Source organism: Rhodococcus sp. NPDC059969 (assembly GCF_042738325.1).
GTDB lineage: Bacteria > Actinomycetota > Actinomycetes > Mycobacteriales > Mycobacteriaceae > Rhodococcus_F.
In genome coordinates, this window is record NZ_JBHWUF010000005.1 from 205,869 (window position 1) to 228,871 (window position 23,003).

The following is a 23,003-nucleotide window of genomic DNA, read 5'->3' on the forward strand; positions in this document are numbered from 1 at the left end:
TACTCACGTGCGTCCGCCCCAACGCCCGTGTCGACATAATCAGTCGCGCGGCTTCTCGCGAAGCTCGTAGCACTCGAGAACGTCACCGATCTTGATATCGGAATAGGTGACGGTCAAACCACATTCGTAGCCTTCGCGAACCTCGGTTGCGTCTTCCTTCTCCCGCTTGAGCGAGGAGATGGTGACCGTCTCGGCGACGACCTTGCTGTCGCGGATGAGACGTGCCTTGGCGTTGCGACGGATGCTGCCCGACGTGACCAAGCAACCGGCAATGTTGCCGATCTTGGACGAACGGAACATGGCGCGGATCTCTGCCTTGCCCAGCTCGACCTCTTCGTACACCGGCTTGAGCAGACCCTTGAGCGCCTTCTCGACCTCGTCGATGGCCTGGTAGATCACCGAGTAGTAGCGAATGTCGACGCCCTCGCGGTTCGCCAGCTCCGTTGCCTTGCCTTCGGCGCGGACATTGAAGCCGATGATGATCGCGTTGGACGCAGCAGCCAGGTTGACGTTGGTCTCCGTGATGCCACCGACACCGCGGTCGATGACGCGCAACTGCACCTCGTCGTCGATCGGAATTCCGAGGAGAGCCTCTTCGAGGGCCTCCACGGTTCCCGAGTTGTCACCCTTGAGGATCAAGTTCAGCTGTGAATGTTCCTTCAGAGCTGCATCGAGATCGTCGAGGCTGATGCGCTTACGACTCTTCGCTGCAAGCGCGTTGCGCTTACGTGCGTTGCGACGGTCTGCGATCTGGCGAGCGATACGGTCCTCGTCGACCACGAGCAGGTTGTCACCTGCACCGGGGACCGACGTGAAGCCGATGACCTGGACCGGACGTGAAGGCAGTGCCTCGTGGACGTCCTGACCATGCTCGTCCACCATGCGGCGGACGCGGCCGTAAGCATCACCGGCAACGATCGAGTCGCCGACCCGCAGCGTTCCGCGCTGGATGAGCACGGTAGCGACGGGGCCGCGGCCACGGTCGAGGTGCGCCTCGATGGCAACACCCTGAGCGTCCATGTCCGGGTTGGCGCGCAGATCCAGGGAGGCGTCGGCCGTCAACAGCACTGCTTCGAGCAGTGCGTCGATGTTGAGGCCCTGCTTCGCCGAGATGTCGACGAACATGGTGTCTCCGCCGTATTCCTCGGCCACCAGTCCGTACTCGGTGAGCTGCTGCCGGATCTTGTCCGGGTTCGCGCCTTCCTTGTCGATCTTGTTCACCGCGACCACGATCGGCACGTCGGCCGCCTGGGCGTGGTTGATCGCTTCCACCGTCTGCGGCATGACGCCGTCGTCGGCTGCGACAACAAGGATCGCGAGGTCGGTGGCCTTGGCACCACGAGCACGCATGGCCGTGAAGGCCTCGTGACCCGGGGTGTCGATGAACGTCACGAGACGCTCGTTGCCCTCGAGCTCGGTCAGCACCTGGTAGGCACCGATGTGCTGCGTGATGCCGCCGGCTTCGCCCTCACGGACATTCGCCTTACGGATCACGTCGAGCAGACGGGTCTTACCGTGGTCGACGTGGCCCATGACGGTCACCACAGGCGGACGGGACTCGAGGTCCTCTTCTCCGCCGGCGTCCTCGCCGTAGGTGAGGTCGAAGCTGTCGAGCAGCTCGCGATCCTCGTCCTCCGGGCTGACGACCTGCACGACGTAGTTCATTTCGCCGCCGAGCAGCTCCAGCGTCTCGTCGTTGACCGACTGAGTTGCCGTGACCATCTCACCGAGGTTGAACAACGCCTGCACGAGTGCTGCGGGGTTCGCATCGATCTTGTCCGCGAAGTCCGACAGCGATGCGCCGCGAGCGAGACGGATGGTCTCACCGTTGCCGCGTGGCAGCCTGACACCGCCGACTGCGGGAGCCTGCATGCTTTCGTACTCGGCGCGCTTCGCCCGCTTCGACTTACGTCCACGGCGAACTGCTCCGCCGGGACGACCGAATGCACCTGCCGCTGCGCCGCGCTGACCGGGACGGCCACCGCCGCCGGGACGACCGCGGAATCCACCGGCCGGAGCTGCTCCACCGGGAGCACCTGCACCGGCACCGGCGCCGGGAGCGCCGCCACCGCGGTATCCACCGCCGCCGCCACCCGGACGACCACCGGGAGCGCCACCGGGACGACCCGGACGTCCGCCGCCACCGGGCGCGGGACGAGCGGAACGAGCAGGCATTGCACCCGGGTTAGGGCGAGGAGGCATGGAGCCGGGGCTGGGACGGGGTCCGCCCTGACCTGCAGGCGGACGAGGTCCACCCTGGCCGGGAGCCGGACGGGGACCGCCCTGACCCGGAGCCGGACGAGGTCCACCCTGGCCGGGAGCCGGACGAGGACCGCCCTGACCCGGAGCCGGACGAGAACCGCCCTGGCCTGCACCCGGACGCGGTGCGCCGGGAGCCGGACGAGGTGCCGGACGCTCGGCGGGAGCCGAGGAGTACGGGTTGTTACCGACGCGAGGTGCCTTCGGTCCCGGACGCGGTCCGCCGGGCTTTGCGCCGGTGGACGGTGCGGCCGGAGCCGCGGGGGCTGCCGGTGCCGACGCTGCGGGAGCAGCCGGAGCCGGGCGTGCCGGCTGCGCTGGTTTCGGAGCGTTGAACGTCGGGGTGGGGACCGGCGCCGACGGTGCTGCCGGAGCAGCGGCTGCGGGAGCCGCGGGGGCTGCCGGTGCCGGTGCTGCGGGAGCGGCTGGTGCGGGTGCGGCCGGCTTGGGGCCGGGACGCGGGGCGCCGGGCTTTGCAGCTGACGGCGACGGTGCACCGGGCTTTGCCGCGGGGCGGGCCGGAGCGGATGCGCCGGTCTCGGTCTTGGTTTCTGCTCCGCCGGCCGACGGGAATGACTCCCGCAGACGACGGGCGACGGGCGCCTCCACTGTGGATGACGCAGACTTCACGAACTCGCCTTGCTCTTTGAGCGTTGCGAGTAGTTCCTTGCTGGTGACACCGAGTTCTTTAGCCAACTCGTGCACGCGGGCCTTGCCTGCCACTGCTCTCCTCACTGATGAGGTCGAGCAGGAGGCATCCCACAGATGTGGGTCCCGCACGACCTCGGGTTATCGCCGATGGACGTTCATCGTTGGTGCTTCACGGTGTGCTCATGAGTGCTTGTGCCTGTTCTTCTCGAGAGGTACTGCTTTTGTGTGAACTGCGTCGACCAGTTGGTCGACAGCGGACGTGTCCAGATTTCCGGACACTCGCAGTGCTCTGCTGAATGCTCGGCGCCGCTCTGCCAGGCTCAGACAACTCGGATCCAGGTGCAGCCATGCACCTCGACCGGGGAGTCTTCGCGATACGTCGGGGATCAGCGGGGAACCCTCCGGCCCCTGCTCACCAACCACGACCCTCAACAGATCGACAGCCGACCCTTGTTCCCTGCACCCCACACACGTTCTGACCGGCGAACCGGGTTTCACGCGCGCAGAATCCGAGGACTCACGTCGAACCATTGTCCACTCTACCGCCGAACCGTCTCGATCACTGCATTCCACCGTTATCCGTTGGACGTGGCGGGCCGCTCGGACGCATCTCCAGCGGGTGCCGCGTCGCTACGAATGTCGATACGCCAACCCGTCAACCGCGCAGCCAGGCGGGCATTTTGGCCCTCCTTTCCGATGGCCAGCGAGAGCTGGAAATCGGGCACGATGACACGGGCCGCACGAGCTTCGGGATCGACGACAGTGACGGAGACCACTTTCGACGGGGAAAGTGCGTTGCCGACAAAGGTCGCCGGATCTTCGTCGAAGTCGATGATGTCGATCTTCTCCCCCGCGAGTTCACTCATGACGTTGCGGACGCGCTGACCCATCGGGCCGATGCACGCGCCCTTCGCGTTGAGTCCCTGCACGCGTGAGGCAACGGCGATCTTGGAACGGTGTCCCGCTTCACGCGCGACGTTGATGATCTCGACGCTGCCGTCTGCGATCTCCGGAACCTCGAGGGCGAACAATTTGCGTACCAGGTTCGGGTGGGTCCGCGACAGGGTGATCTGTGGGCCACGGGCGCCGCGAGCAACTCCGACGACGTAGCACTTGATGCGCTCACCGTGTTCGTAGTTCTCGCCGGGAACCTGTTCTGCCGGCGGCAGCAGCCCTTCTGCGCCGTTGGATTCGCTGCCGATGCGAACGACGACCATTCCACGAGAGTTCGCTCGCGTGTCACGCTGGATGACACCGCCGACGATCTCACCCTCATGGGTGGAGAACTCACCGAAACTGCGCTCGTGCTCGGCGTCGCGCAGGCGCTGCAGGATGACCTGGCGTGCGGTTGTCGCCGCGATCCGGCCGAATCCTTCAGGAGTGTCGTCCCACTCCTCGCCGATCATGTTGCCGTCTGCATCGGTGTCGTGCGCCATCACTCGCACGGAACCGGTCTTGATGTTGACGTCGATCCGAGCGTTCTGCTTGTGCCCCTCGGTGTGGCGATACGCCGTCAGCAGCGCGGTCTGGATCGTGGCGATCACAGTTTCGATCGAGACACCCTTTTCGGCTTCGATCGCTCGCAACGCTGCAATGTCGATATTCACTTGTCGAACCCTTCTTCGTTTTCTACGTCTTCTAATTCTGCTTCGTCGTCTTCAGCGCCGTCGACACCGACATCAACCGCATCCGACGGGACTGCACGGCCCTCCGGGATGCCGCCCGCGAGTTCCAACTCCGCCTCACTGGGCTTGGAGAACTCCACCTGAACGACTGCCTTCTGCACGTCGGCCAGGGCAATCGCTCGCACGCTCAGTCCGCCGCGCCCACCGATGACAACCGCAACCGAATCCTCGTTCAACGTTCCGATACGGCCCACCACGGTCTCGCCGGCCAGATCGATGCGCGCTTTACGTCCCCGCGCTCGACGCCAGTGACGCTCGAGCGTCAGCGGACGATCGATTCCCGGCGAGGTCACCTCGAGGGTGTACGGCGTTTCACCGATTTCCTCGAGACTGTCGAAGAGTTCCGAAACGAGTCTGCTGACCTCTGCGGCGGCATCGAGTTCGATCCCGGCATCGCTGTCGACCATGATGCGCACCGCGCTGTGCTTGCCCGCATTGGTCACGACTACGTCTTCGACGTCGTAACCCTGGGCGTGCACGAGTTCGGAGATCAGCTCGATCACCCTCTCCCTGGATGGCACCGGCATCTCGCGAACTCCTCATTTCAGTTGTCGTCGATTGTCCGACTTGTGTCGACGGTCGACGTGGGCGGCTGCGAGCATGAAAAGACACCAGGTGCCACATGCTGCAAGCATCCAAGAGTACCGCTCATTGCGCGCCTCCGTGACCAGAGTGCCCGACGCACGTCACAGTTGAACACGACCCGCGGATTCGAACGATCGGCCGACCACCTGGCACGATGGACTGGTGCTGACGCCCATGACCACTACCCCACTCTCCCGGCGGAGTGCGATCAAGATGACGGGAACCGCAGCAGCGTTGGGCGCTGCAGCCTTCACCTTGTCCGCCTGCACCGACGACGGCACAGCGGAGGCGGCTGCAGAAGTCGACCAGCTGACGGCCCAGGCCGAGAGAGCCCGTTCGGACGCGGCAGCGGCAACCGCCGCGATCGCTCTTGCACCGGACAAGTCGGCCTCGCTCACGACGATCAGCGCCGAACGAACAGCGCATGCACTCGAACTCGACGCCGAGATCGCGCGGGCAGCGGGCGGCAGCGCCACGACCACTGCATCGCCGTCGACCTCGGCCGCGAACGCTCCTACGGGCGTCGACGCGCTGGGTACCTCGCTGGCCGATTCGGCGCGCAGTGCCGCAGACCTGGCGCGGACGATGTCCGGCTATCGCGCAGGCTTGCTCGGCTCGATCAGCGCGTCGTGTTCAACCCAGGTTGCGGTGTTGCTTCCGTGATCACCTCGCACACCCGTCGATCCGAGAGCTCTGCCTTGCTGACCGCCATCGAATCCGAGAATGCCGCGATCTTCGCTTACGGAGTAGTCGCCGCGTTTTCGAACCCTGCCCGCGTCAACGAAGTTGCCACGCATACAGCTGCGCACCGCGCTCGACGCGATGCTCTGGTGGCACTCTCGACCGAAGCCGGCGAGACCCCGCCGACAGCCGCGGCGGCCTACGAGATTCCGTTCCCGGTGACCGATGCCGTTACCGCAGCGCAACTGGCTGCGCAGATCGAAGCCGACACTGCCGTGACCTACCGGGCATTTGTCGAACAAGTCGACACCGACCAACTCCGCACGTTCGGAATCGACGGCCTCACCGATGCGGCAATCCGCGGTGCCGGTTGGCGGTCCGCACTGGGAACCGCTCCGGCCACCTCAGCGTTCCCAGGGGACCCGGCTTCGTAAACTGCTGTGCGCCTTTGTTAACCGCCGGCGGTTAACAAAGGCGCACAGCAGTGCTCAGGCCTTTCGATGCGAGGGCACGAACCACGCCGCGACCACCGCGACCAACACAAAGCAACCGCCGACGCGCAGAGCTGGTGTCAGTGCATCGCCATAGCCCAGCGGAGTGAGCGCACCGCCGGCGGCGAGGAAAACTGCGGTGAGAACTGCGATTCCCAGAGCAACACCGATCTCACGAAGCGTGGAATTCGTCGAACTGGCCGTTCCGTGATCGGGCTCGTCCATGTCGACGAGTACCGCGGTCGAACTCGGCGCGAAGGTCAAGCCCATGCCGATGCCAGCCATCAGCAGCGCCGGAACCAGCGACGCGTACGTCACGTCCGGACCGATCAACGCGGCCAACCAGAACAGGGCTCCGGCCTGGAGCAACAGCCCGGTCAGCAGGAGCGAACGGAGCCCGACCTTCGGTGCCAGAAAACCGGCGAGAGGCGCGAAGATCATCGGCGCTGCCGTCCACGGAAGCGTCCGCAGGCCTGCTTGGAACGGGCTGTAACCCATCACGATCTGGAGATACTGCGACAGAAGGAACACCGCCCCGAAGATACCGATCGAGAAGGTCAAGCCGATGACGTTCGCCATCGAGAAGCTGCGCGAGCGGAACAGACGTAGGGGCATCACCGGATGCGACGCCTTCATCTCGCGAAGAACGAACAGCGCCAAGGCAACTGCGGAACCCACCAGCGACGCCACCACTCCGAAGGATCCCCAGCCCTCGTCGTTGCCGTGAACGATTCCCCATACCGCCAGAAACACGCCGAGCCCGGCGAGCGCGACACCGGGAAGATCGAGAGGCTTTGTGCGACCGGTCGATTCGCGCAACGCGTACAGCGCGAGAGGAACAGCGACGATCGCAACCGGCACGTTGATCCAGAAGATGCCCTGCCATGAGAACCCGTCGACTACTGCCCCACCGACAACCGGACCCATCGCGATTCCCAGTCCGGAGACTCCACCCCACACGCCGATTGCCATGGCGCGCTTGGCTTCCGGCACCGCTGCCACGAGGAGAGTGAGCGAGAGCGGCATGATCGCGGCAGCGCCGGCGCCCTGAAAAGCTCGGGCCGCGATCAGCAGGCTCGGTGTCGTCGACAACGCCGAAGCAATCGACGCCGCCGTGAACAGCCCGATCCCGAACACGAACATCTTGCGGCGCCCCCACCGATCGCCGAGCGTCGTCGCCGAAAGCATCAGCGTCGCAAAGCAGAGTGTGTACGCGTTCATGAACCACTGAAGTTGCCCGACGGACGCGTTCAGTTCCTTCTCGATCACCGGCAGCGCGCTCGTCATCACGAGGTTGTCGAGGGTGGCCATGAACATGGGCAGAGAAGCAGCAACCATCGCTATCGCGATCGAAACCTTACGTCCTCCACTGCTTTCCGACCCGGATGCGGCGTCCGATCCGGACTTCGTCAAAACGGTCATCGTGATTCCTCAAGTGAAGGTGCCTTAAGGCATCGAATGATTACTTAAGTCGAAACTAAGCTATCCGGTGATAACGTGTCAACATGTCGATCGGTGCAGCTGAACCACGTACCCGCAGGATGAGCGCACCGGAACGTCGCGCGCTCGTCCTTGCCGCGGCAACGCGAGCATTCGCAAAGGGCGGATACTCCGGAACCAGTACGGACGCCGTCGCCAAGGAAGCCGGTGTCTCACAGCCCTACGTCGTGCGCATGTTCGGAACCAAGGCAGATCTGTTCCACGCGGTGTTCACGCGCGCGCTCGACGAAATCGTGCGCACGTTCAACGACAAATTGGATACGGTCACGATCGATCCGAGCAATCCGCAGTTCTGGGCCGAGCTCGGATCCGCCTACGGCGAACTGGTTCTCGACCGAGATCTACTACTTGTCATGTTGCACGGCTTCGCCACCAGCACCGATGACGTCGCCGCCGTATCCCGGAACGCCATGTCCGGCATCTACACCTTGCTGCGCGAGCGCACCGGCTGCACGCCCGAGCAAGCGCGTTTGTTCATCGCGAACGGGATGCTGATCAACAATCTGCTCGCAATGATGGCGCCCGAACACGCCGAAGAAGATCCGGCCCTCGGCGAGCTCTGGGGCAGCGTCTTCAGCGACTCGACTGCGATCACGCTCACCGGCGACGAATCCTCGAGCGAAACCGAAACCGACACCGATTCCTGACCGGTCACTGGGAAAAACTACACACATGTGACTGAGGACACCCTACAGTCGATCCGACATGTCTCCGGGAAACCCAGACGAAAAGGACCGACGTTGGATCTCGCACAACGCCTCGACGCGCTCGAACAGATCGAGGAAATCAAGAAGCTCAAGCACGGCTACTGGCGAGCTTGTGACGCCAAGGATCCAGTTCAGTTCCGCAACAGCTTCATCCGTTCCGGAGCGTCGATCGACTACGGCCGTCTCGGCGCGTTCGACGACGCGGGGCCGATGGCGGACATCTTCGAGAAGATCGCCCTCCGCAAGGTCGACGGCCGGTACGCGGTCCTCGACATGCATCACGGATTGCATCCCGATATCGCACTGACCTCGGAGACTTCCGCGGTAGGTCGATGGACCCTGCAGTTCCGCCAGGTCGACACCGTCGGACGCACCGAGAAGTTGATGACCGGGGAATACGACGACAAATACGTGATCGAGGACGGTGTGTGGAAAATGAGTCAATGCCACTTCACGGAGACGTGGTCGATCACCACTCCACTGTCCCCTGACGCTGACATCGCCGAGGGTTCGTTGGGTGGGCCGCGATGACGACGAACGGAAAAGTTGCGCTCGTAACCGGTGCCAGCCGAAGCGTCGGTAAGGGCATTGCCCTCGCCTTGGGAAGCGACGGCTGGACGGTGTACGTGACGGCACGAGGAACCGTCGGCGCCGACGGCCCGCTCGATCGCACCGCAGCGGAGATCACCGAGCGCGGTGGTCACGGCATTGCCGTGCAGTGCGATCACAGCGACGATCAGCAGATCGTCGACCTGTTTGCCCGTATCGCAGACGAACAGTCCGGGCGCCTCGATCTCCTGGTCAACAACGTCTGGGCCAACCCGGCCGGCTATGCAGGCTTCGCTGATCCGTTCTGGAAGAGGCCGATCGACGATTGGGATTCGCTGATCGGGATCGGGCTACGCGCCCACTACGTTGCTTCGGTGGAAGCGGCCAAGTTGATGGTTCCCCGGGGCAGCGGAGTGATCGGCAACATCTCGTCATTCGGGACCCGCGGGTACCTGCACTCGGTGCTGTACGGCATGTCGAAGGCAGGCTTGGACAAGATGGCTGCGGACATGGCCGTCGAATTGAAGGGAACCGGCGTCACCGCGCTGTCCTTCTGGCTCGGATTGATCCGCAACGAACGCATGGAAGCGAGCGGAATCGAGAGCTTCGAAGGCTTCTCGCTGGCCGAGGCCGAAACCCCCGAATTCGTCGGTCAGGTCATCACCGCGTTGGCCAACGATCCAGAAGTGAACGCGCGCAGCGGTCACACTCTGATCACCGCGGAAACGGCTGTCGAATACGGGATCACCGACGCCAACGGGAAACAACCGGCGTCACATCGCAGTGCCTTCGGCGGCGGGCCGCTTTTCTGAGCCATCTGCAGCAGTAGGCGCGTCGCGTGCCGACACAGCACGCGGCGCTGCCACTCGGGCCTTCAAAGCAAGCCAGGCGCACACGATCACGACGACGCCACCGGCCATGATCGAGGGTGACAACGCCTCACCGAGTATCAGCGCCGACCACGCGATGCTGAGTACCGGTTGAACCAACTGTGTTTGGCTCACTGTGGAAATGGGACCGATCGCCAGGCCCCGGTACCAGGGGAAGAACCCGAGAAACATACTCACGCACCCCAGGTAGGCAAACGAAAGCCACGAGTTCGTATCGGCAGAGACCGGGGCCTGTGCCATGGACGCCACCGTCAACGCAATCGTTGCCGGCAGTCCAAGAATCAATGCCCAGGCAATCGTCTGCCACGACCCGATCTCGCGAGCCAGCAACGCACCTTCCGAATATGCCAGCGCTGCACAGACAACCGCGGCGAACAGAAGAAGGTCAGCGAGATGGAACGAGCCGAGTCCACCGTTTGCGACGGCCACGAACCCTACGACGGACACCGCACCGGCGGCGCTTGCCCACCAGAATCCCGGGCTGGGGCGCTCTTTTCCTCGAACGACGGCAAAAACCGCAGTAGCCGCGGGAAGTAGACCGATCACCACCGCCGCGTGACTTGCCGGCGATGTCTGCAACGCAAACGTGGTGAACAGTGAAAACCCCAGAACCGCGCCAACGGTCACGAGTGCGATGCGCAACCATTGCCGAAGCGTCGGAAGCGTCGCGCGAGTTACCGAAAGCATCACAATCGCAAGGACTCCGGCGACGACGGCGCGGCCCGCACCGACAAACAAGGGGTCGAGATCCGCGACGGCGACTCTCGTGAGCGGAACGGTGAACGAGAACGCCAGCACTCCGAGCAGGCCCCACCACAAACCGGATCGAGACGATGTCGTCGGTAGCAGTGCCTGCGGCGTGACGATAGCGCTACTCTTGGTACTCATGTTTTACGATAGCAGTAGCACACCAACCGGCGAAACTGGTATTTCAGATGCGTACCCGTGTGCAGGAGATCGAAATTGCACCGAGCAGACCGACAAGCGCGAATGCATAGAAGCCCCACGGCACGGCGTAGCCCGCGCCCAGGAGAACTCCGCCCAGAATCGGGCCACAGATCGCACCGACCCGACCGACACCGGCCGACCATCCGAGCGCTGTCGCGCGAATTTGAGGAGGATGATTGGCGCTGGTGAAGGCGTAGACCAACACCTGTGCACTGAACACGAAGCATCCGGCGAGGAAGACCATCACGTAGATCCCGAACGACACCTTCACGCTTAGAAGTGCCAGGAACAATGCCGCTCCGGCGAACCACACGATGGCGGCGGTACGCGGGCCGATCTTGTTCGCGACACCCCCGGCGATCAACAGTCCGACGACAGCTCCGGCATTGAGGATCAGAAGGAACGTCAACGACGCCCCGAGGTTGTAACCGGCCTCACGCATGATTGTCGGAAGCCACGTGTTCAATCCGTAGACGAGCAGCAAGCCCATGAAACTGGTGATCCAGATAGCGATGCTGTTGCGCAGGAACTTCGAAGAGAACAGTGCGCGAACGGGATTGGCAGCTTCGGCGCGCCCATCTTCAGAGGTAGGCGCGGCCTCGAGTTCAACTCCGTAACGGGCAGCGATTTCCTCGGCTTCGGCACGCTTTCCGTGAGCGAGAAGGTACGACGGAGATTCCGGCAGATACCGCAACATGAGCGGAATCAGGACGACGGCAGGAAGTGCGCCGACAACGAACATCGCTCGCCAACCGAAAGGTTCGATCACGACGAGCGCCAGCGCGGCGGTGGCAACGGCGCCGACGTGATAGCCGGTCATCAGCAAGGTCGACGCAGATCCGCCGCCTTGCTTCTTCGAGAATTCGTTGACCAGAGCCAATGCAGTCGGCAGGGCGCCACCCAGTCCCACACCGGCCAGGAAGCGCAGCAGACCGAAGATGAAGGGGTTCGGCGCAATTGCGCACAACAGAGTGAGAATCGAGAAGGCAGCAACGGCGTACAGCAGCGCGCGGCGTCGACCGATGACGTCGGTGAGAGTGCCTATGACGAGGGCGCCGATGGTCATGCCGACGAGCCCGAAGGTCGAGATCATCGTGATCGTGCCTGTGCTCAATCCCCATGCGTCGTAGTCAAGAAGCGAAGGAATCACCGCGCCGAGTACGACCAGGTCGAATCCGTCCAGGAGCACAGCGATCCAACACAACGGTGCTACCCACATTGCGGCACTCACCCGACGCGAACCGGTGGTTGAACTCGACTGCGTATGCGGTGCGGTCATCGGATCCTCGACATTCACTGCTTGTGGGCGTTCGCTACCGGTTCAGATCCAGTAGTCCAGATCGATGTTCGCATTGCGAACGCCTGTTCATAATGAGCACGTCGATTGTGTACGGAGTCACAACGCCATGTCAAACGTCGCGGTAATCTCGAGGAATGGCACTCTCCGAAAATGAGCGTGAACAGTTTCTGTCCGAGCCCCACATCGGGGCGCTGTCCGTATCGGACGGTCCCGAACGCGGCCCGTTGACCGTCCCGATCTGGTACCTGTACTCACCCGGCGGGAAACCGTGGATCCTCACGGGAAAGGATTCGCGAAAAGCGCAGCTCATCGCGTCGGCCGGTCATTTCTCGTTGATGGCCGAAAGGCTTGATCCGACAATCCGTTACGTCAGTGTCAGCGGATCCGTCGACAAGATCGTTCCGGGCACCGACGAGATGCTGGTCGAAGTCTCGCGGCGCTACCTGACTCCGGACAAGGTCGACGGATACCTCGACTTCGCACGATCTCAGTTGGGCGAGCAGGTGGCGATCTTCATGGACCCGCAGCACTGGCTGTCCGCGGATCTCGGGGCCCTCTGACAACAACCGGAACCCGAAAGGCTCGGCGCGCCGGAGTGGCGCGCCGAGCCTGACCTGCATGTGGAGGGCTCTCGATATCAGCTCTCGGTGAAGAAACGCACCCGGTTGAGGCGATGACCGCTCGCCTCGAAGCCGAACAGTGCAATGGCTGGTTCCCCGCACACGATGACGCTCGCCGTCACAGTTCGACCGGCAACCAACATCTTGCTCTTCGTCACGCCCGTCAGCAGAGCGTTGACATCAGCGTTGGACAACTGTGTGCCCGCCGGAAGCTCGACGGGTACCGGCGGCGTCCGGCCGACGGCGGCCGCATCGAGGAACCGCGACGCTGCCTTCTTGCCTTTGTCTCCAACTCCGAAGATGCCGCGTGAGAACCCGAGCGCCCCGCCGATCCCCTGGTTCGAGAGCAGCTGCGGGGTCAACTTCGCGGCCGCCTTCACCCCTGCCACACCAGCAGTAGCGAGCTGGCTCAACATCGTCGCCAATTCCCAATGCGCATAAAGTGTTCCGATCCGCAAGGAATCGGGCTCCCCCACCAAGTCGTAACGCAAGTGCATCGGAACGTCGAGAACGACTCCGGTCGACATTTCGGTAGCGAGGCTCAGATCGCGCCACACCGTCCGGCCGCACACGATGTCGCGCTCGACATGGAAAGTGATCGAATTGGGGGCGATGAACGTGTCGTAGAAGCTTTCGATCGCCGCCTGACCGTTGTGCGGACGCGAACCAACAGGGTCGTTTATCTGCCCGTCGCCGGCAAACAGGGCAACCCACGTCGAGCGGTCATGCGCGCCGACGGCTTTCGGAGATCCCTCCACGACGGTCATCAACTGCTCGCGCGTCACCGGGGCGGTCATGCGCGCATCTCGTACGCACCGTCGTACGCCTTGACCTGCTGCCACACCCGGTCGAAGCGTTCGCCGTCGACCACGGGCTTACGCACCGCGGCCAGTGCCCATTGCTGCTGCTCCGGCGTCGACGAGGGCTTTCCGTGCAGTGCGATCGCGTATCCCGAGAAGTCGCGGATCTGGAAGTCGAAGATCTGATCAACGACGTCGGCGTCGAGTCCGGTGATCTCGGCCTGCTCGAGAATCAGATGACCGTAGACGACGAGGGAGAACAGGTGCCCGACGTTGAGCATGAAATCGAGATCCTTCTGCTGCTGCGCGTCCGGCGCTGCAGCAGTGAGCAATTCGGTGAGCGCGATCGCCTGCTCGTAGAAACGAGCGACGTTCGGAATCGAAGAGTGCTTCTCGTAGACGGGCTTCCACTCGTGGAACTGAATCTTCGCAGCGCCGCGGGTAGGCCCCTGATTCCAGAAGAACTCGTCGTCGGCGGCGTCGTCGCGAGTGACGACCTCCGGGAACTCCGCCGAGTTGAACAGATAGTTCGGCAAGAACTTGAGGATCAGACCGACGTTGACGTGGACGGTGCCCTCGAGCTTGGGCAGTGTGCCGATCATCTGCGCTGCCTCGCGGAAGTACGTGGACTTCTCGTAACCCTTGGCCGCGATCACGTCGTGCAGCAACCCGACCACCTTCTCACCTTCGGAGGTGACCTTGGCCTTGGTCATGGGGTTGAACAGCAGGTAGCGACGGTCCTCGAGGCTGGCACTGCGGAAGTAGTCGACCGCCCGCGCACTGAACTGCTTCATCGCGACCAAACGTGAGTACGCGTCGACGAAGGCGGCGCGAACGTGGGCGAAGTCCGTGACCGGGTTGCCGTAGAGAATTCGATTCTGTGCGTGAGTGATTGCCTCGAAGAACGCATGCTCGGTAATCCCGATGGAGCCGGTGCAGAGGTTGAACTTTCCGACGTTGACCGTGTTGAGTGCGGCCTCGAATGCGGCGACGCCGGTGTGCAGAATGTCTTCCTCACGCACCGGGTAGTCCTCGAGGCGGAAGTTGCTGACATACATCTGCCCGCGCAGAACGTTATCCACGAGCTGATAGTTCGGATGTGCGCTGTCGGCGACGAAGAACACGTAGCCTTCGGGACCCTCGACATCCGTACGACGCCCGAACACGGACACCATTCCGGCGACGTTGCCGTTTCCGATGTAGTACTTTTCGCCGCTCGCTCGGAAGACGACATCACCGTCGGTGGGAGTGAGGAGCATGTCGGTGGAGTACACGTCGGCGCCGTGGTCGCGCTCGGACAGCCCGAACGCCATGACACCACCGTCGGCAAGTTCCTGCGCTGCACGCTTCTTCGCAGCGTCGTTGTCACTCATCCAGATCGGTCCGAGTCCGAGGATCGTGACCTGCCACGCGTACCAGTACGCCAGCCCGTAGAAACCGAAGATCTCGCTCAGAGCTGCGTTGCGGGCACCGTCCCAACGACGGTTCTCGTCACCGTCGGCGAATGCCGCCGGAGTCTGGAACGTCGCGAACAACTTCTCCTTGCCGACGAATTCGAGAAAGTCTGAGACCCACACGGCGTCGAGGTCGTCCTGAAGAAGTTGCTTCTTGCCGCGGCTCTCGAACCATTCGATGGTGGCTCGCAGCAAACGGCGGGTCTCCGGATCGAACTGAGCGGGGTCGTAAGTATGGGGGTTGAAGAGCAGTCCATCGGTGCCAGACACGTCATTACCTTTCGTCGATGACGCTAAACTACCAGCGGGTAACTTTCCGCGGTGCGATTCATGGAAGACCTGCGATTCTTCGCGAATGCCACAGGTCCATCGGATTCCACGTGCCGGCCCGAGCGCGCGTGATCGGGTAGCACGCCAACCCGAGCAACAACGCAGACATGTGGCCGATGGCGGTGAAATTGGTGGCGAAAATCAGAGGTACACCGTAGAAGAGCAGCAACCCCGCGAGATAGACGTATCGCCACGGATCGACGATTCGATATACCAGAATCCCCATGACGCCGGCCAGACCGTAACTCACACCCACGTCGAGAGTGTTGACCGCCGACTCCGCCACGTATCCGTGCCGAATACCTTCGTACAGAACACCTTCGCTGATGTACGTGGCTCCGACGTGGGCGATGACGACAACACACAGCCACCGCCACGTCCCGAGCCAACGCTCAGCCGTTGCATGAAAGATGGTGAAGAGAACCAGGTATCCCAACCAACCGCCACCTTCGAGCCAGAAGGCACTCGAGAACAGGACTCGTAGCGGGTCTTCGGCCAGGTGATGCAGATTGGTCGAGCGCTTGCCGAGAAAACGCTCCTCGACATTGTCGGGCAGATGCCGCAGGAACAGTGTGGTGAACAGCAGGGCCAGCAACCAAACGTAGGTACCGGGAGCACTGCGCACCCATCGCCATGCCGCCTTTGCTGCCCCCAGCATCCTCACCGCTTCGAGTCTGCGCTCACTCGTTCACTACTGCAACGGCAAACCCGTCCCATCCCTTCGAACCCACGGTTTGAATGGCGGTGCCGTCGAGTTTCGGCTCGGCCGCGATCATCTCCAACACCGCTCGACTCGCTTTGACGCGCTCGTCGTCGATATCCGGGTTGGACACGTGTCCCCCACGCACGACGTTGTCCACGATGATGACGGTTCCGGGATGCGAAAGGGCCAACGCCCACCGCACGTACTCGGTGTTGTTCTCCTTGTCGGCGTCGATGAAGACCAAGTCGAAAGGTCCCAACTCTTCTTTCGCGATCAACGGGAGACTGTCGAGCGCAGCGCCGACGCGGATGTCGACACGGTCAGCCAGTTCGGCACGCTCGATATTCGCCCGAGCGACATCCGCGTGGGTGGGATCGAATTCCAGCGTGATGACCTGGCCCGAGGGACCGACCGCGCGAGCGAGCCAGATCGTGCTGTATCCGCCGAGCGTTCCGATCTCGAGAACATTGCGCGCCAAGCACATTCGCGCCAGAAGGTTGAGGAGCTTGCCCTGGTTCGGCGCCACGTCGATGGGCGGGAGACCGGCCTCGGAATTGGCGACGAGTGCCGCGTCGAGAACCGGATCTTCACCTACCAACGTGGAAACGAGATAGCCGTCGACTTCTGCCCAATCCGGTTCGCGTTCCATAGGCTCGATTGTGGCAGAAAAGAAGGGCCGCCGCAGACGCCTCGGAAGGTGGCTGCGGCGGCCCTGACGCCTATTCGAATCAGCCGCGAACTGCGCTGATGATCTCCTCGATCGCCGAGTCGGCGTCGATCTCACGGCTTTCACCAGTGAAGCGATCGCGAATTTCGACCTTGCCGTCAGCCCAACCACGGCCGACGACAACGATCAGTGGAACACCGATCAGCTCGGAGTCCTTGAACTTCACGCCCGGCGATGCCTTGCGGTCGTCGAGGATCACTTCGAGACCGGCGCGGTCGAGCTGCGCGGCGAGGCCTTCGGCACCTTCCCGAGCGGTCTCGTCCTTGTTCGCGATGACGAGGTAGACGTCGGCCGGTGAGACCTCGGCCGGCCAGCGCAGGCCCTTCTCGTCATGGTGCTGTTCGGCAATGACGGCAACCAGGCGCGAGACGCCGACGCCGTACGAACCCATGGTCGGGCGGACGGGCTTGCCGTTCTCGGCGAGGACATCGACGGTGAACACGTCGGTGTACTTGCGGCCGAGCTGGAAGACGTGCCCGATCTCGATGCCGCGAGCCGAGACCAGCGCACCGGCTCCGTCGGGCGAGGCGTCGCCGTCGCGAACTTCGGCAGCTTCGATGGTTCCGTCCGGCGTGAAGTCACGCCCTGCGACGAGGCCGACCACGTGCTTGCCGTCTTCGTCGGCGCCGGTGATCCAGCTGGTGCCGTCGACGACGCGCGGATCGACGAGGTAGCGAACACCGTTGGCCTGCAGCGCCTTCGGGCCGATGTAGCCCTTGGCCAGGAACGGGTTGTTCTTGAAGTCCGTCTCGGTGATCATCACGAACTCGGCCGGCTCCAGTGAAGCCTCCAGTCGCTTTTCGTCGACCTCACGGTCGCCGGGGATGCCGATACCGAGCAGTTCCCACTCGCCGCCGGGCAGACGGGTCTTGACCATGATGTTCTTGAGGGTGTCGGCCGCGGTGACCGTACGGCCGAGGTCGGCGCCGTTCGCCCAGTCCACCAGGGTGTCGATGGTGGGGGTGTTCGCGGTGTCGTACACCTTCGCTTCGGGCAGCCCGTCGAACGGAATCGAGGCGGGAACAACCGTCTTGACGGCCTCGACGTTGGCGGCGTAACCGGATTCGAGGCAGCGGACGTAGGTGTCTTCGCCGATCTCGCTCTCGGCGAGGAACTCCTCGGACGCGCTGCCGCCCATGGCACCGGAGGTGGCCGAGACGATGACGTACTTGACGCCCAGACGCGTGAAGATCTTCTCGTAGGCGCCGCGGTGCGCCTGGTATGACTCCGTCAGGCCTTCGTCGGTCAGGTCGAAGGAGTAGGAATCCTTCATGAGGAACTCGCGACCGCGCAGAATGCCCGCACGCGGACGCTCTTCGTCGCGGTACTTGGTCTGCACCTGGTACAGGGTGACCGGGAAATCCTTGTAGGAGTTGTACTCACCCTTGACCGTCAGAGCAAAGAGCTCCTCGTGGGTCGGGCCGAGCATGTAGTCGTTGCCCTTGCGGTCCTTGAGGCGGAACAGGTTGGGGCCGTACTCGGTCCAGCGGTTCGACGCTTCGTAAGGATCGCGCGGGAGCAGCGCAGGCAGCAGGATTTCCTGTCCGCCAATGGCATTCATTTCTTCACGGACAACACGCTCTACCTCGCGCAGCACCCGCAATCCCAGCGGCAACCACGAGTAGACGCCTGGAGCGATACGACGCACGTAGCCGGCACGAACCAGCAGTTTGTGGCTGGCAACTTCGGCGTCCGAGGGATCGTCACGCAGGGTACGCAGGAACAGGTGGGACAGACGGGTAATCACGAGGTGTAAGGATAGTCGCCGCAGTCGGCCGAGCGGGCCTCGGTACGGTTACAGCGTGCTTGTACTGCTGCCTCCCTCAGAAACCAAGTCCGACGGCGGCAAGGATGCGCCCCTCGATCTGGCCGAACTGTCGATGCCCCAGTTGACCGAAACGCGCGAATTGCTGGTTCAGACGCTGGTCGATCTGGCCGCCGACGTCGAGGCGTCGTGCGAAGCGCTCGGCCTTGGTCCGACGCAAGCGGACGAAGTGGAGCGCAACGCCAAGCTGTGGGTGTCCGCGACGCGGCCCGCGCTGCAGCGCTACACCGGGGTGCTCTTCGACGCACTCGACGCCAAGTCGTTCACCCGCGCCCAGAAGGCCAAGGCTCTCGATCGGATCGCAATCGGTTCCGCCCTGTTCGGTGCGGTCCGCGCCGGTGATCTGATCCCCGCGTACCGCCTCTCCGGTGGGTCCAAACTGCCCGGGATGGGTACGCTCCGCTCACTGTGGAAGCCGGAACTGCCGAAGGCGTTGGCCGCCGAAGCCGACGGACTTGTGATCGATCTGCGATCGGGTACCTACCAAGACCTGGGACCGGTTCCGGACGCGCTGATCGCGACCGTGCTCACCGAAAAGCCGGACGGCACCCGCACGGTAGTCAGTCATTTCAACAAGCACCACAAGGGTCTGCTCGCCCGTGCGCTTGTGGTCTCGCGTGCCGAACCCACGGACATCAAAGGTGTTGCGCGGGTGGCGTCGAAAGCGGGACTGCGAGTGGAGATCGCGTCGGAGCGTGAATTGATCATCCTGACGGATTGATGGATTCGTCTGTCTGTCAAGTGCCGCAGAAGGTTTGGAACGTCTCGCTGAAGGACTGCGGGGCCGCCTCGGTGTAGGCAGCCCACTCGTCGCGCCGGTCGAACGGGTGCGTGACCACTTCCAGCAGCTTCTCGAATGGAACGAGGTCGCCGTCGTTCGCGGCGCGCAGGGCAGCATCGAGCTGATGATTGCGCGGAATGTACAGCGGGTTGACGCGATCCATCGCGCGAGCGGTCTCCACAGCCCCATGTCCCTGTTCCGCCAGGGCGCCGCGCCACCGCTGCAACCACGGCGCGATGTGCTCCCGTGGCACGAGTTGGTCGAGGGGCGCCGAATTTCCGCGCAATTCGTCGGCGAGAACGCGGAAACTGCCCGTCCAATCAGCACCGTGTTCCGCCAACAACGTCAGCAGATCGTCGACAAGCGTCCGATCGACAATCGGCAGGGCCAAACCGAGCTTTGCCGCCATACCGGCCGCGTAGTGGTCCTCATAGCGCTCGTCGAAGGTGTCGAGAACTGCTGACACCGCGGAAATCGCATCATCGGGTGTGGAATCGATCAGCGGCAACAGTGTTTCCGCGAGGCGCGCCAGATTCCACTTCAAGACACCGGGCTGATTGCCGAACGCATAGCGGCCGCCGTGGTCGATCGAGCTGAACACCGCCGCCGGATCGAAGGCGTCGAGGAAGGCGCACGGACCGTAATCGATGGTCTCCCCCGAAATTGTCGTGTTGTCGGTGTTCATGACCCCGTGTACGAAACCGACGAGCATCCACCTCGCCACCAGTGACGCCTGCGCCTCGACCACCGCCTCGAAGAACCTCAGGTAGCGATTGTTCGCCCCCGTTGCGGGCAGTTCGGTCAACTCCGGGTCGTGGCGGGCGATCGCGTAGTCGGCGAGCGGCTGCAAGACCTCGCCCTGCCGGGCCGCGAACTCGAAGGTCCCCACTCGAAGATGGCTCGACGCAACCCGTGCAAGCACAGCTCCGGGTTCGGCGCCGCTGCGGCGAACGTGCCGACCCGTCGCCACCACCGACAGCGCGCGCGTAGTGGGGATACCGAGGGCATACATCGCCTCACTGACCAGATATTCGCGCAGCATCGGCCCGACGACCGCATACCCGTCTCCGCCCCGAGAGAACGGCGTGGGCCCGGAGCCCTTCAGATGCAGGTCCACTCGCTGACCGTCGCTGCTCACGAGCTCACCGAGTAACAACGCCCGACCGTCCCCGAGAATTGGTGCGTATCCACCGAACTGATGACCCGCGTACGCCATCGCCACCGGTGTGGCCCCGACCGGCACCGTCGCCCCGGACAAGACGCCAACCCCGTCCACACTTCGCAGCGCTGTCACGTCCAATCTCAACGACGCAGCCAGCCGCTCGTTCACAACGAGCAATTGCGGGTCAGGCGCGGCAGCACCATGCCACGGCACGGTCAGAGCGCCCAGTTCGTCAGCGAAGGTGCTCTCCAGGCCGGCCACGATGGTGACCGGGTCTGCTGTGGATTCCTCGATTGCAGCCATCACACGAGAGTAGTCACCGTGAGACGACCTATCGATCAGCCCTGATCGATGTACGACTCCAGTTGATCGCGTTCACTCTTGAGCTCGTCGATGCGACTCTTCACCACGTCCCCGATACTCACGATGCCGAGCAGGCTGCCGTCCTCGATCACCGGCAGGTGGCGGATTCGACGCTCGGTCATGATCGCGGCAATGCTGTCCACGGCGTCTGCCGGAATGCACGTGTACATCAGGGCCGTCATGACCTCGGAGACCGGTGTGCCGAGAAGATCAGGTCCGCGCTCGTGCAGGCGTCGAACGACGTCTCGTTCGGAAATGATCCCGACAACCGCACCATCGTCGATCACCACCATGGCGCCGATGTTGTGACGAGCGAGGTCGCACAGCAACCCGTTCACCGTCGTGTGGGCGTCAATGGTGACGATGCTGTTGCCCTTGTTTCGCAATATGTCCGCGATCCGCATCACGGCACCCCGATTCGTCGAGACTCTCGGCACGTCCTGCAACGATCGTATCGGCTAGCGAAGCGGATAAACAGGACTGATCAGGCGATTCCCTGAGCTGCCTTCTCCGCCGCCTGCGCCTGGGCAACCTGAGCGGGAGTGAACTTGATGAACAGTGCGGAGATCGCTGCCAAGGCCGCGAAGATCGCGCAACCGAAGAGGGCGAAGACGTAGCCTTCGCTCAGCGCCGACAACTGCGAGGGAGTCATGTCTGCAGCGACTCCGCTCACACCTCCGAGCGAGAGGGTTCGTGACGTCGCCATCGCACCCACGATCGCAAGTCCGACGGGACCGAACAGAACTTGCGCAACCTGTGCGATTGCGGTCAACGGACCGATGTCCTGTGGGCCAACACCCGCGATAGCGCACAGCGGCAGGGGAACGACGGCCAAACCCACACCGAAGCCGATTCCCACGACGAGAACAAAGAGATTGCCCATGTATGTGGTCGTCTCGTCCAACGTCGACCCGTACAGAAGTCCCACGAACGTCAGCAGCGAACCCGTCACGATCAGCCATCGTGCCTGTACGCGAACAGCAAGTTTGGACGCGACGAATGCTGCCGCACCCAGCCCGAACGCGAAAGGCACAAAAGCCAGACCCGCGTGCAACGGGCTGTACCCGAGGATGTCCTGGACGAAGAGCGCCACGAACGGCGCCAGCGAAAACATGACGGCACCGATCAAGGCGAGTGAAATGAACGTGAAGACGCGGTTCTTGTTCTTGAAGAGGCTGAACGGCAACAGTGGATTCTCGGCGCGCCGTTCGACCAGGAGGAAGACGACGAACAGTGCGACTCCCCCGATGAGAGCACCCAAAACCGCAGGACTGGTCCAACCCATCTCGGGGCCTTCGGTGAACCCGAAAACGATTCCGGTGCAGCCCACAGTCGCAAGAATTGCCCCTGGCACATCCAGCTTGAGTCGCTCAGCTCCGGTCTCGACCAAGGCCTTGAATGCAAACCCGATGATCATCAGTCCGATGGGGACGTTGATCAGGAAGATCCACCGCCATGAAACCTCGGTGAGTGCACCGCCGATGATCAGCCCTGTCACCGAACCGATTCCGGTCATGGCAGCAAAGATCGCGATGGCCTGATTCCTTACGGGGCCGGGCGCGAAAGTCGTCGCCACGAGTGCCAACGCAGTGGGTGAGGCGATCGCTGCGCCGACGCCCTGGACCGATCTGGCCGCCACCAACATCGCTTCGTTGGTAGCCAAACCACATGCCAGCGAAGCGAGCGTGAACAAGATGACTCCGCTGAGGAACACCTTCTTGCGCCCGAAGGTGTCACCCAGCCGGCCGCCCAGCAGCATCAGTCCGCCGAAGGTCAGTGCGTATGAAGTGATGACCCAGTTCCGACCGGAGTCGCTGAGATCGAGGTCCTCCTGGATCCGAGCCAAGGCCAACGACGCCACCGTGCCGTCGAGCACCATCATCAACTGCATACCGCTCAAGACGATGATCGCCAGTCCGAATGCCCGTGTTGCCACGGGGTACTTCGTCATGGTGTTTTCGGACCCAGCAGCGTTTTCGGATCTCAGGGAAT

22 protein-coding genes are annotated in these 23,003 nt (G+C 63.1%); 7 read left to right on the plus strand and 15 right to left on the minus strand.

What is annotated here, in order from left to right:
* Positions 1-39: 39 nt before the first annotated feature.
* The 4 genes from infB to rimP form a co-directional block, all read right to left on the minus strand.
* Complete coding sequence (gene infB / locus ACFWAD_RS16785; RefSeq protein ID WP_378449954.1) at positions 40-2,982, minus strand: translation initiation factor IF-2; 2,943 nt, start codon at positions 2,980-2,982, stop codon at positions 40-42.
* 108 nt (positions 2,983-3,090) lie between these two features.
* The gene (locus ACFWAD_RS16790; RefSeq protein WP_095970750.1) at positions 3,091-3,441 is read right to left on the minus strand and encodes a YlxR family protein; all 351 of its coding nucleotides are present in this window, start codon (positions 3,439-3,441) and stop codon (positions 3,091-3,093) included.
* Positions 3,442-3,485: 44 nt separating this feature from the next.
* Positions 3,486-4,517, minus strand: a complete 1,032-nt coding sequence (nusA, locus tag ACFWAD_RS16795) for a transcription termination factor NusA (RefSeq protein ID WP_283303835.1) — start codon at positions 4,515-4,517, stop codon at positions 3,486-3,488.
* Entirely contained in the window at positions 4,514-5,122 is a 609-nt protein-coding gene (rimP, locus tag ACFWAD_RS16800; protein ID WP_378545724.1) for a ribosome maturation factor RimP, read from the minus strand. Before rimP ends, nusA begins: the two co-directional genes overlap by 4 nt.
* 271 nt (positions 5,123-5,393) lie before the next feature.
* On the opposite strand from rimP, the gene ACFWAD_RS16805 reads away from it, so the two are divergent.
* Entirely contained in the window at positions 5,394-5,843 is a 450-nt protein-coding gene (locus tag ACFWAD_RS16805; protein WP_378545979.1) for a hypothetical protein, read from the plus strand.
* Positions 5,840-6,295: a ferritin-like domain-containing protein gene (locus ACFWAD_RS16810; RefSeq protein WP_378545727.1), complete on the plus strand. Its 456-nt coding sequence runs from the start codon at positions 5,840-5,842 to the stop codon at positions 6,293-6,295. The genes ACFWAD_RS16805 and ACFWAD_RS16810 overlap by 4 nt, the downstream gene beginning before the upstream one ends.
* Positions 6,296-6,349: 54 nt before the next feature.
* Here the strand turns inward: ACFWAD_RS16810 and ACFWAD_RS16815 are convergent, their stop codons facing one another.
* Positions 6,350-7,774, minus strand: a complete 1,425-nt coding sequence (locus tag ACFWAD_RS16815) for an MFS transporter (RefSeq protein WP_378545730.1) — start codon at positions 7,772-7,774, stop codon at positions 6,350-6,352.
* A gap of 83 nt (positions 7,775-7,857) precedes the next feature.
* On the opposite strand from ACFWAD_RS16815, the gene ACFWAD_RS16820 reads away from it, so the two are divergent.
* The 3 genes from ACFWAD_RS16820 (at position 7,858) to ACFWAD_RS16830 (ending at position 9,920) form a co-directional block, all read left to right on the plus strand.
* Entirely contained in the window at positions 7,858-8,499 is a 642-nt protein-coding gene (locus ACFWAD_RS16820) for a TetR/AcrR family transcriptional regulator (protein ID WP_378533612.1), read from the plus strand.
* A gap of 93 nt (positions 8,500-8,592) precedes the next feature.
* Positions 8,593-9,090, plus strand: coding sequence for a nuclear transport factor 2 family protein (locus tag ACFWAD_RS16825; RefSeq protein ID WP_019748058.1), 498 nt, complete (start codon positions 8,593-8,595; stop codon positions 9,088-9,090).
* Positions 9,087-9,920, plus strand: a complete 834-nt coding sequence (locus ACFWAD_RS16830) for an SDR family NAD(P)-dependent oxidoreductase (RefSeq protein WP_378449959.1) — start codon at positions 9,087-9,089, stop codon at positions 9,918-9,920. The genes ACFWAD_RS16825 and ACFWAD_RS16830 overlap by 4 nt, the downstream gene beginning before the upstream one ends.
* On the opposite strand, the gene ACFWAD_RS16835 is transcribed toward ACFWAD_RS16830, so the two are convergent.
* Together ACFWAD_RS16835 and ACFWAD_RS16840 are read right to left on the minus strand one after the other, a co-directional pair.
* Positions 9,882-10,886, minus strand: a complete 1,005-nt coding sequence (locus tag ACFWAD_RS16835; protein ID WP_378533616.1) for a DMT family transporter — start codon at positions 10,884-10,886, stop codon at positions 9,882-9,884. The two genes, ACFWAD_RS16830 and ACFWAD_RS16835, sit on opposite strands and share 39 nt — an antisense overlap.
* 43 nt (positions 10,887-10,929) lie before the next feature.
* Positions 10,930-12,225 carry an MFS transporter gene (locus ACFWAD_RS16840; protein ID WP_378545733.1) on the minus strand — a complete coding sequence of 432 codons (1,296 nt, stop codon included), beginning with the start codon at positions 12,223-12,225 and terminating at the stop codon, positions 10,930-10,932.
* A gap of 155 nt (positions 12,226-12,380) precedes the next feature.
* Here ACFWAD_RS16840 and ACFWAD_RS16845 point away from each other — a divergent pair, with 155 nt between their 5' ends.
* On the plus strand, positions 12,381-12,806 hold the full coding sequence (locus ACFWAD_RS16845) for a pyridoxamine 5'-phosphate oxidase family protein (RefSeq protein WP_378533620.1): 426 nt from the start codon (positions 12,381-12,383) through the stop codon (positions 12,804-12,806).
* A gap of 77 nt (positions 12,807-12,883) precedes the next feature.
* Here ACFWAD_RS16845 and ACFWAD_RS16850 read toward each other — a convergent pair whose 3' ends face one another.
* From ACFWAD_RS16850 to ACFWAD_RS16870, 5 genes are all read right to left on the minus strand, one after another.
* Positions 12,884-13,663 carry a nuclear transport factor 2 family protein gene (locus tag ACFWAD_RS16850; RefSeq protein ID WP_378533622.1) on the minus strand — a complete coding sequence of 260 codons (780 nt, stop codon included), beginning with the start codon at positions 13,661-13,663 and terminating at the stop codon, positions 12,884-12,886.
* Entirely contained in the window at positions 13,660-15,390 is a 1,731-nt protein-coding gene (locus tag ACFWAD_RS16855; protein ID WP_378533624.1) for an acyl-CoA dehydrogenase family protein, read from the minus strand. Before ACFWAD_RS16855 ends, ACFWAD_RS16850 begins: the two co-directional genes overlap by 4 nt.
* Before the next feature lie 58 nt (positions 15,391-15,448).
* A complete protein-coding gene (locus tag ACFWAD_RS16860) occupies positions 15,449-16,108 on the minus strand; it encodes a rhomboid-like protein (protein ID WP_003942804.1) in 660 nt (219 codons plus the stop codon).
* A 22-nt stretch (positions 16,109-16,130) separates the two neighbouring features.
* Complete coding sequence (locus ACFWAD_RS16865; RefSeq protein ID WP_378533626.1) at positions 16,131-16,802, minus strand: O-methyltransferase; 672 nt, start codon at positions 16,800-16,802, stop codon at positions 16,131-16,133.
* Positions 16,803-16,881: 79 nt separating this feature from the next.
* A complete protein-coding gene (locus ACFWAD_RS16870; protein WP_378545737.1) occupies positions 16,882-18,627 on the minus strand; it encodes a proline--tRNA ligase in 1,746 nt (581 codons plus the stop codon).
* A 55-nt stretch (positions 18,628-18,682) separates the two neighbouring features.
* On the opposite strand from ACFWAD_RS16870, the gene yaaA reads away from it, so the two are divergent.
* Positions 18,683-19,426 (plus strand): peroxide stress protein YaaA, encoded by a 744-nt coding sequence (gene yaaA / locus ACFWAD_RS16875; protein ID WP_007735009.1) that lies wholly within the window; start codon positions 18,683-18,685, stop codon positions 19,424-19,426.
* Between the two features lie 16 nt (positions 19,427-19,442).
* Here the strand turns inward: yaaA and ACFWAD_RS16880 are convergent, their stop codons facing one another.
* The 3 genes from ACFWAD_RS16880 to ACFWAD_RS16890 all read right to left on the minus strand — a co-directional run bounded on the left by ACFWAD_RS16880 (position 19,443) and on the right by ACFWAD_RS16890 (position 22,962).
* Entirely contained in the window at positions 19,443-20,951 is a 1,509-nt protein-coding gene (locus ACFWAD_RS16880) for a YdiU family protein (protein WP_378533630.1), read from the minus strand.
* Between the two features lie 35 nt (positions 20,952-20,986).
* Positions 20,987-21,415 (minus strand): CBS domain-containing protein, encoded by a 429-nt coding sequence (locus ACFWAD_RS16885; protein WP_378533632.1) that lies wholly within the window; start codon positions 21,413-21,415, stop codon positions 20,987-20,989.
* Between the two features lie 80 nt (positions 21,416-21,495).
* Positions 21,496-22,962 (minus strand): MFS transporter, encoded by a 1,467-nt coding sequence (locus tag ACFWAD_RS16890; protein WP_378533634.1) that lies wholly within the window; start codon positions 22,960-22,962, stop codon positions 21,496-21,498.
* Positions 22,963-23,003: the final 41 nt, after the last annotated feature.

What these genes read in the sequence shown, in the direction of transcription:
- ACFWAD_RS16790 (WP_095970750.1), bottom strand. Translation starts at nt 3,441, where the DNA reads ATGGTTCGACGTGAGTCCTCGGATTCTGCGCGCGTGAAACCCGGTTCG.
- rimP (WP_378545724.1), bottom strand. Translation starts at nt 5,122, where the DNA reads ATGCCGGTGCCATCCAGGGAGAGGGTGATCGAGCTGATCTCCGAACTC.
- ACFWAD_RS16805 (WP_378545979.1), top strand. Translation starts at nt 5,394, where the DNA reads ATGACGGGAACCGCAGCAGCGTTGGGCGCTGCAGCCTTCACCTTGTCC.
- ACFWAD_RS16815 (WP_378545730.1), bottom strand. Translation starts at nt 7,774, where the DNA reads ATGACCGTTTTGACGAAGTCCGGATCGGACGCCGCATCCGGGTCGGAA.
- ACFWAD_RS16820 (WP_378533612.1), top strand. Translation starts at nt 7,858, where the DNA reads ATGTCGATCGGTGCAGCTGAACCACGTACCCGCAGGATGAGCGCACCG.
- ACFWAD_RS16830 (WP_378449959.1), top strand. Translation starts at nt 9,087, where the DNA reads ATGACGACGAACGGAAAAGTTGCGCTCGTAACCGGTGCCAGCCGAAGC.
- ACFWAD_RS16835 (WP_378533616.1), bottom strand. Translation starts at nt 10,886, where the DNA reads ATGAGTACCAAGAGTAGCGCTATCGTCACGCCGCAGGCACTGCTACCG.
- ACFWAD_RS16840 (WP_378545733.1), bottom strand. Translation starts at nt 12,225, where the DNA reads ATGACCGCACCGCATACGCAGTCGAGTTCAACCACCGGTTCGCGTCGG.
- ACFWAD_RS16845 (WP_378533620.1), top strand. Translation starts at nt 12,381, where the DNA reads ATGGCACTCTCCGAAAATGAGCGTGAACAGTTTCTGTCCGAGCCCCAC.
- ACFWAD_RS16850 (WP_378533622.1), bottom strand. Translation starts at nt 13,663, where the DNA reads ATGACCGCCCCGGTGACGCGCGAGCAGTTGATGACCGTCGTGGAGGGA.
- ACFWAD_RS16860 (WP_003942804.1), bottom strand. Translation starts at nt 16,108, where the DNA reads ATGCTGGGGGCAGCAAAGGCGGCATGGCGATGGGTGCGCAGTGCTCCC.
- ACFWAD_RS16865 (WP_378533626.1), bottom strand. Translation starts at nt 16,802, where the DNA reads ATGGAACGCGAACCGGATTGGGCAGAAGTCGACGGCTATCTCGTTTCC.
- ACFWAD_RS16880 (WP_378533630.1), bottom strand. Translation starts at nt 20,951, where the DNA reads ATGGCTGCAATCGAGGAATCCACAGCAGACCCGGTCACCATCGTGGCC.
- ACFWAD_RS16885 (WP_378533632.1), bottom strand. Translation starts at nt 21,415, where the DNA reads ATGCGGATCGCGGACATATTGCGAAACAAGGGCAACAGCATCGTCACC.
- ACFWAD_RS16890 (WP_378533634.1), bottom strand. Translation starts at nt 22,962, where the DNA reads ATGACGAAGTACCCCGTGGCAACACGGGCATTCGGACTGGCGATCATC.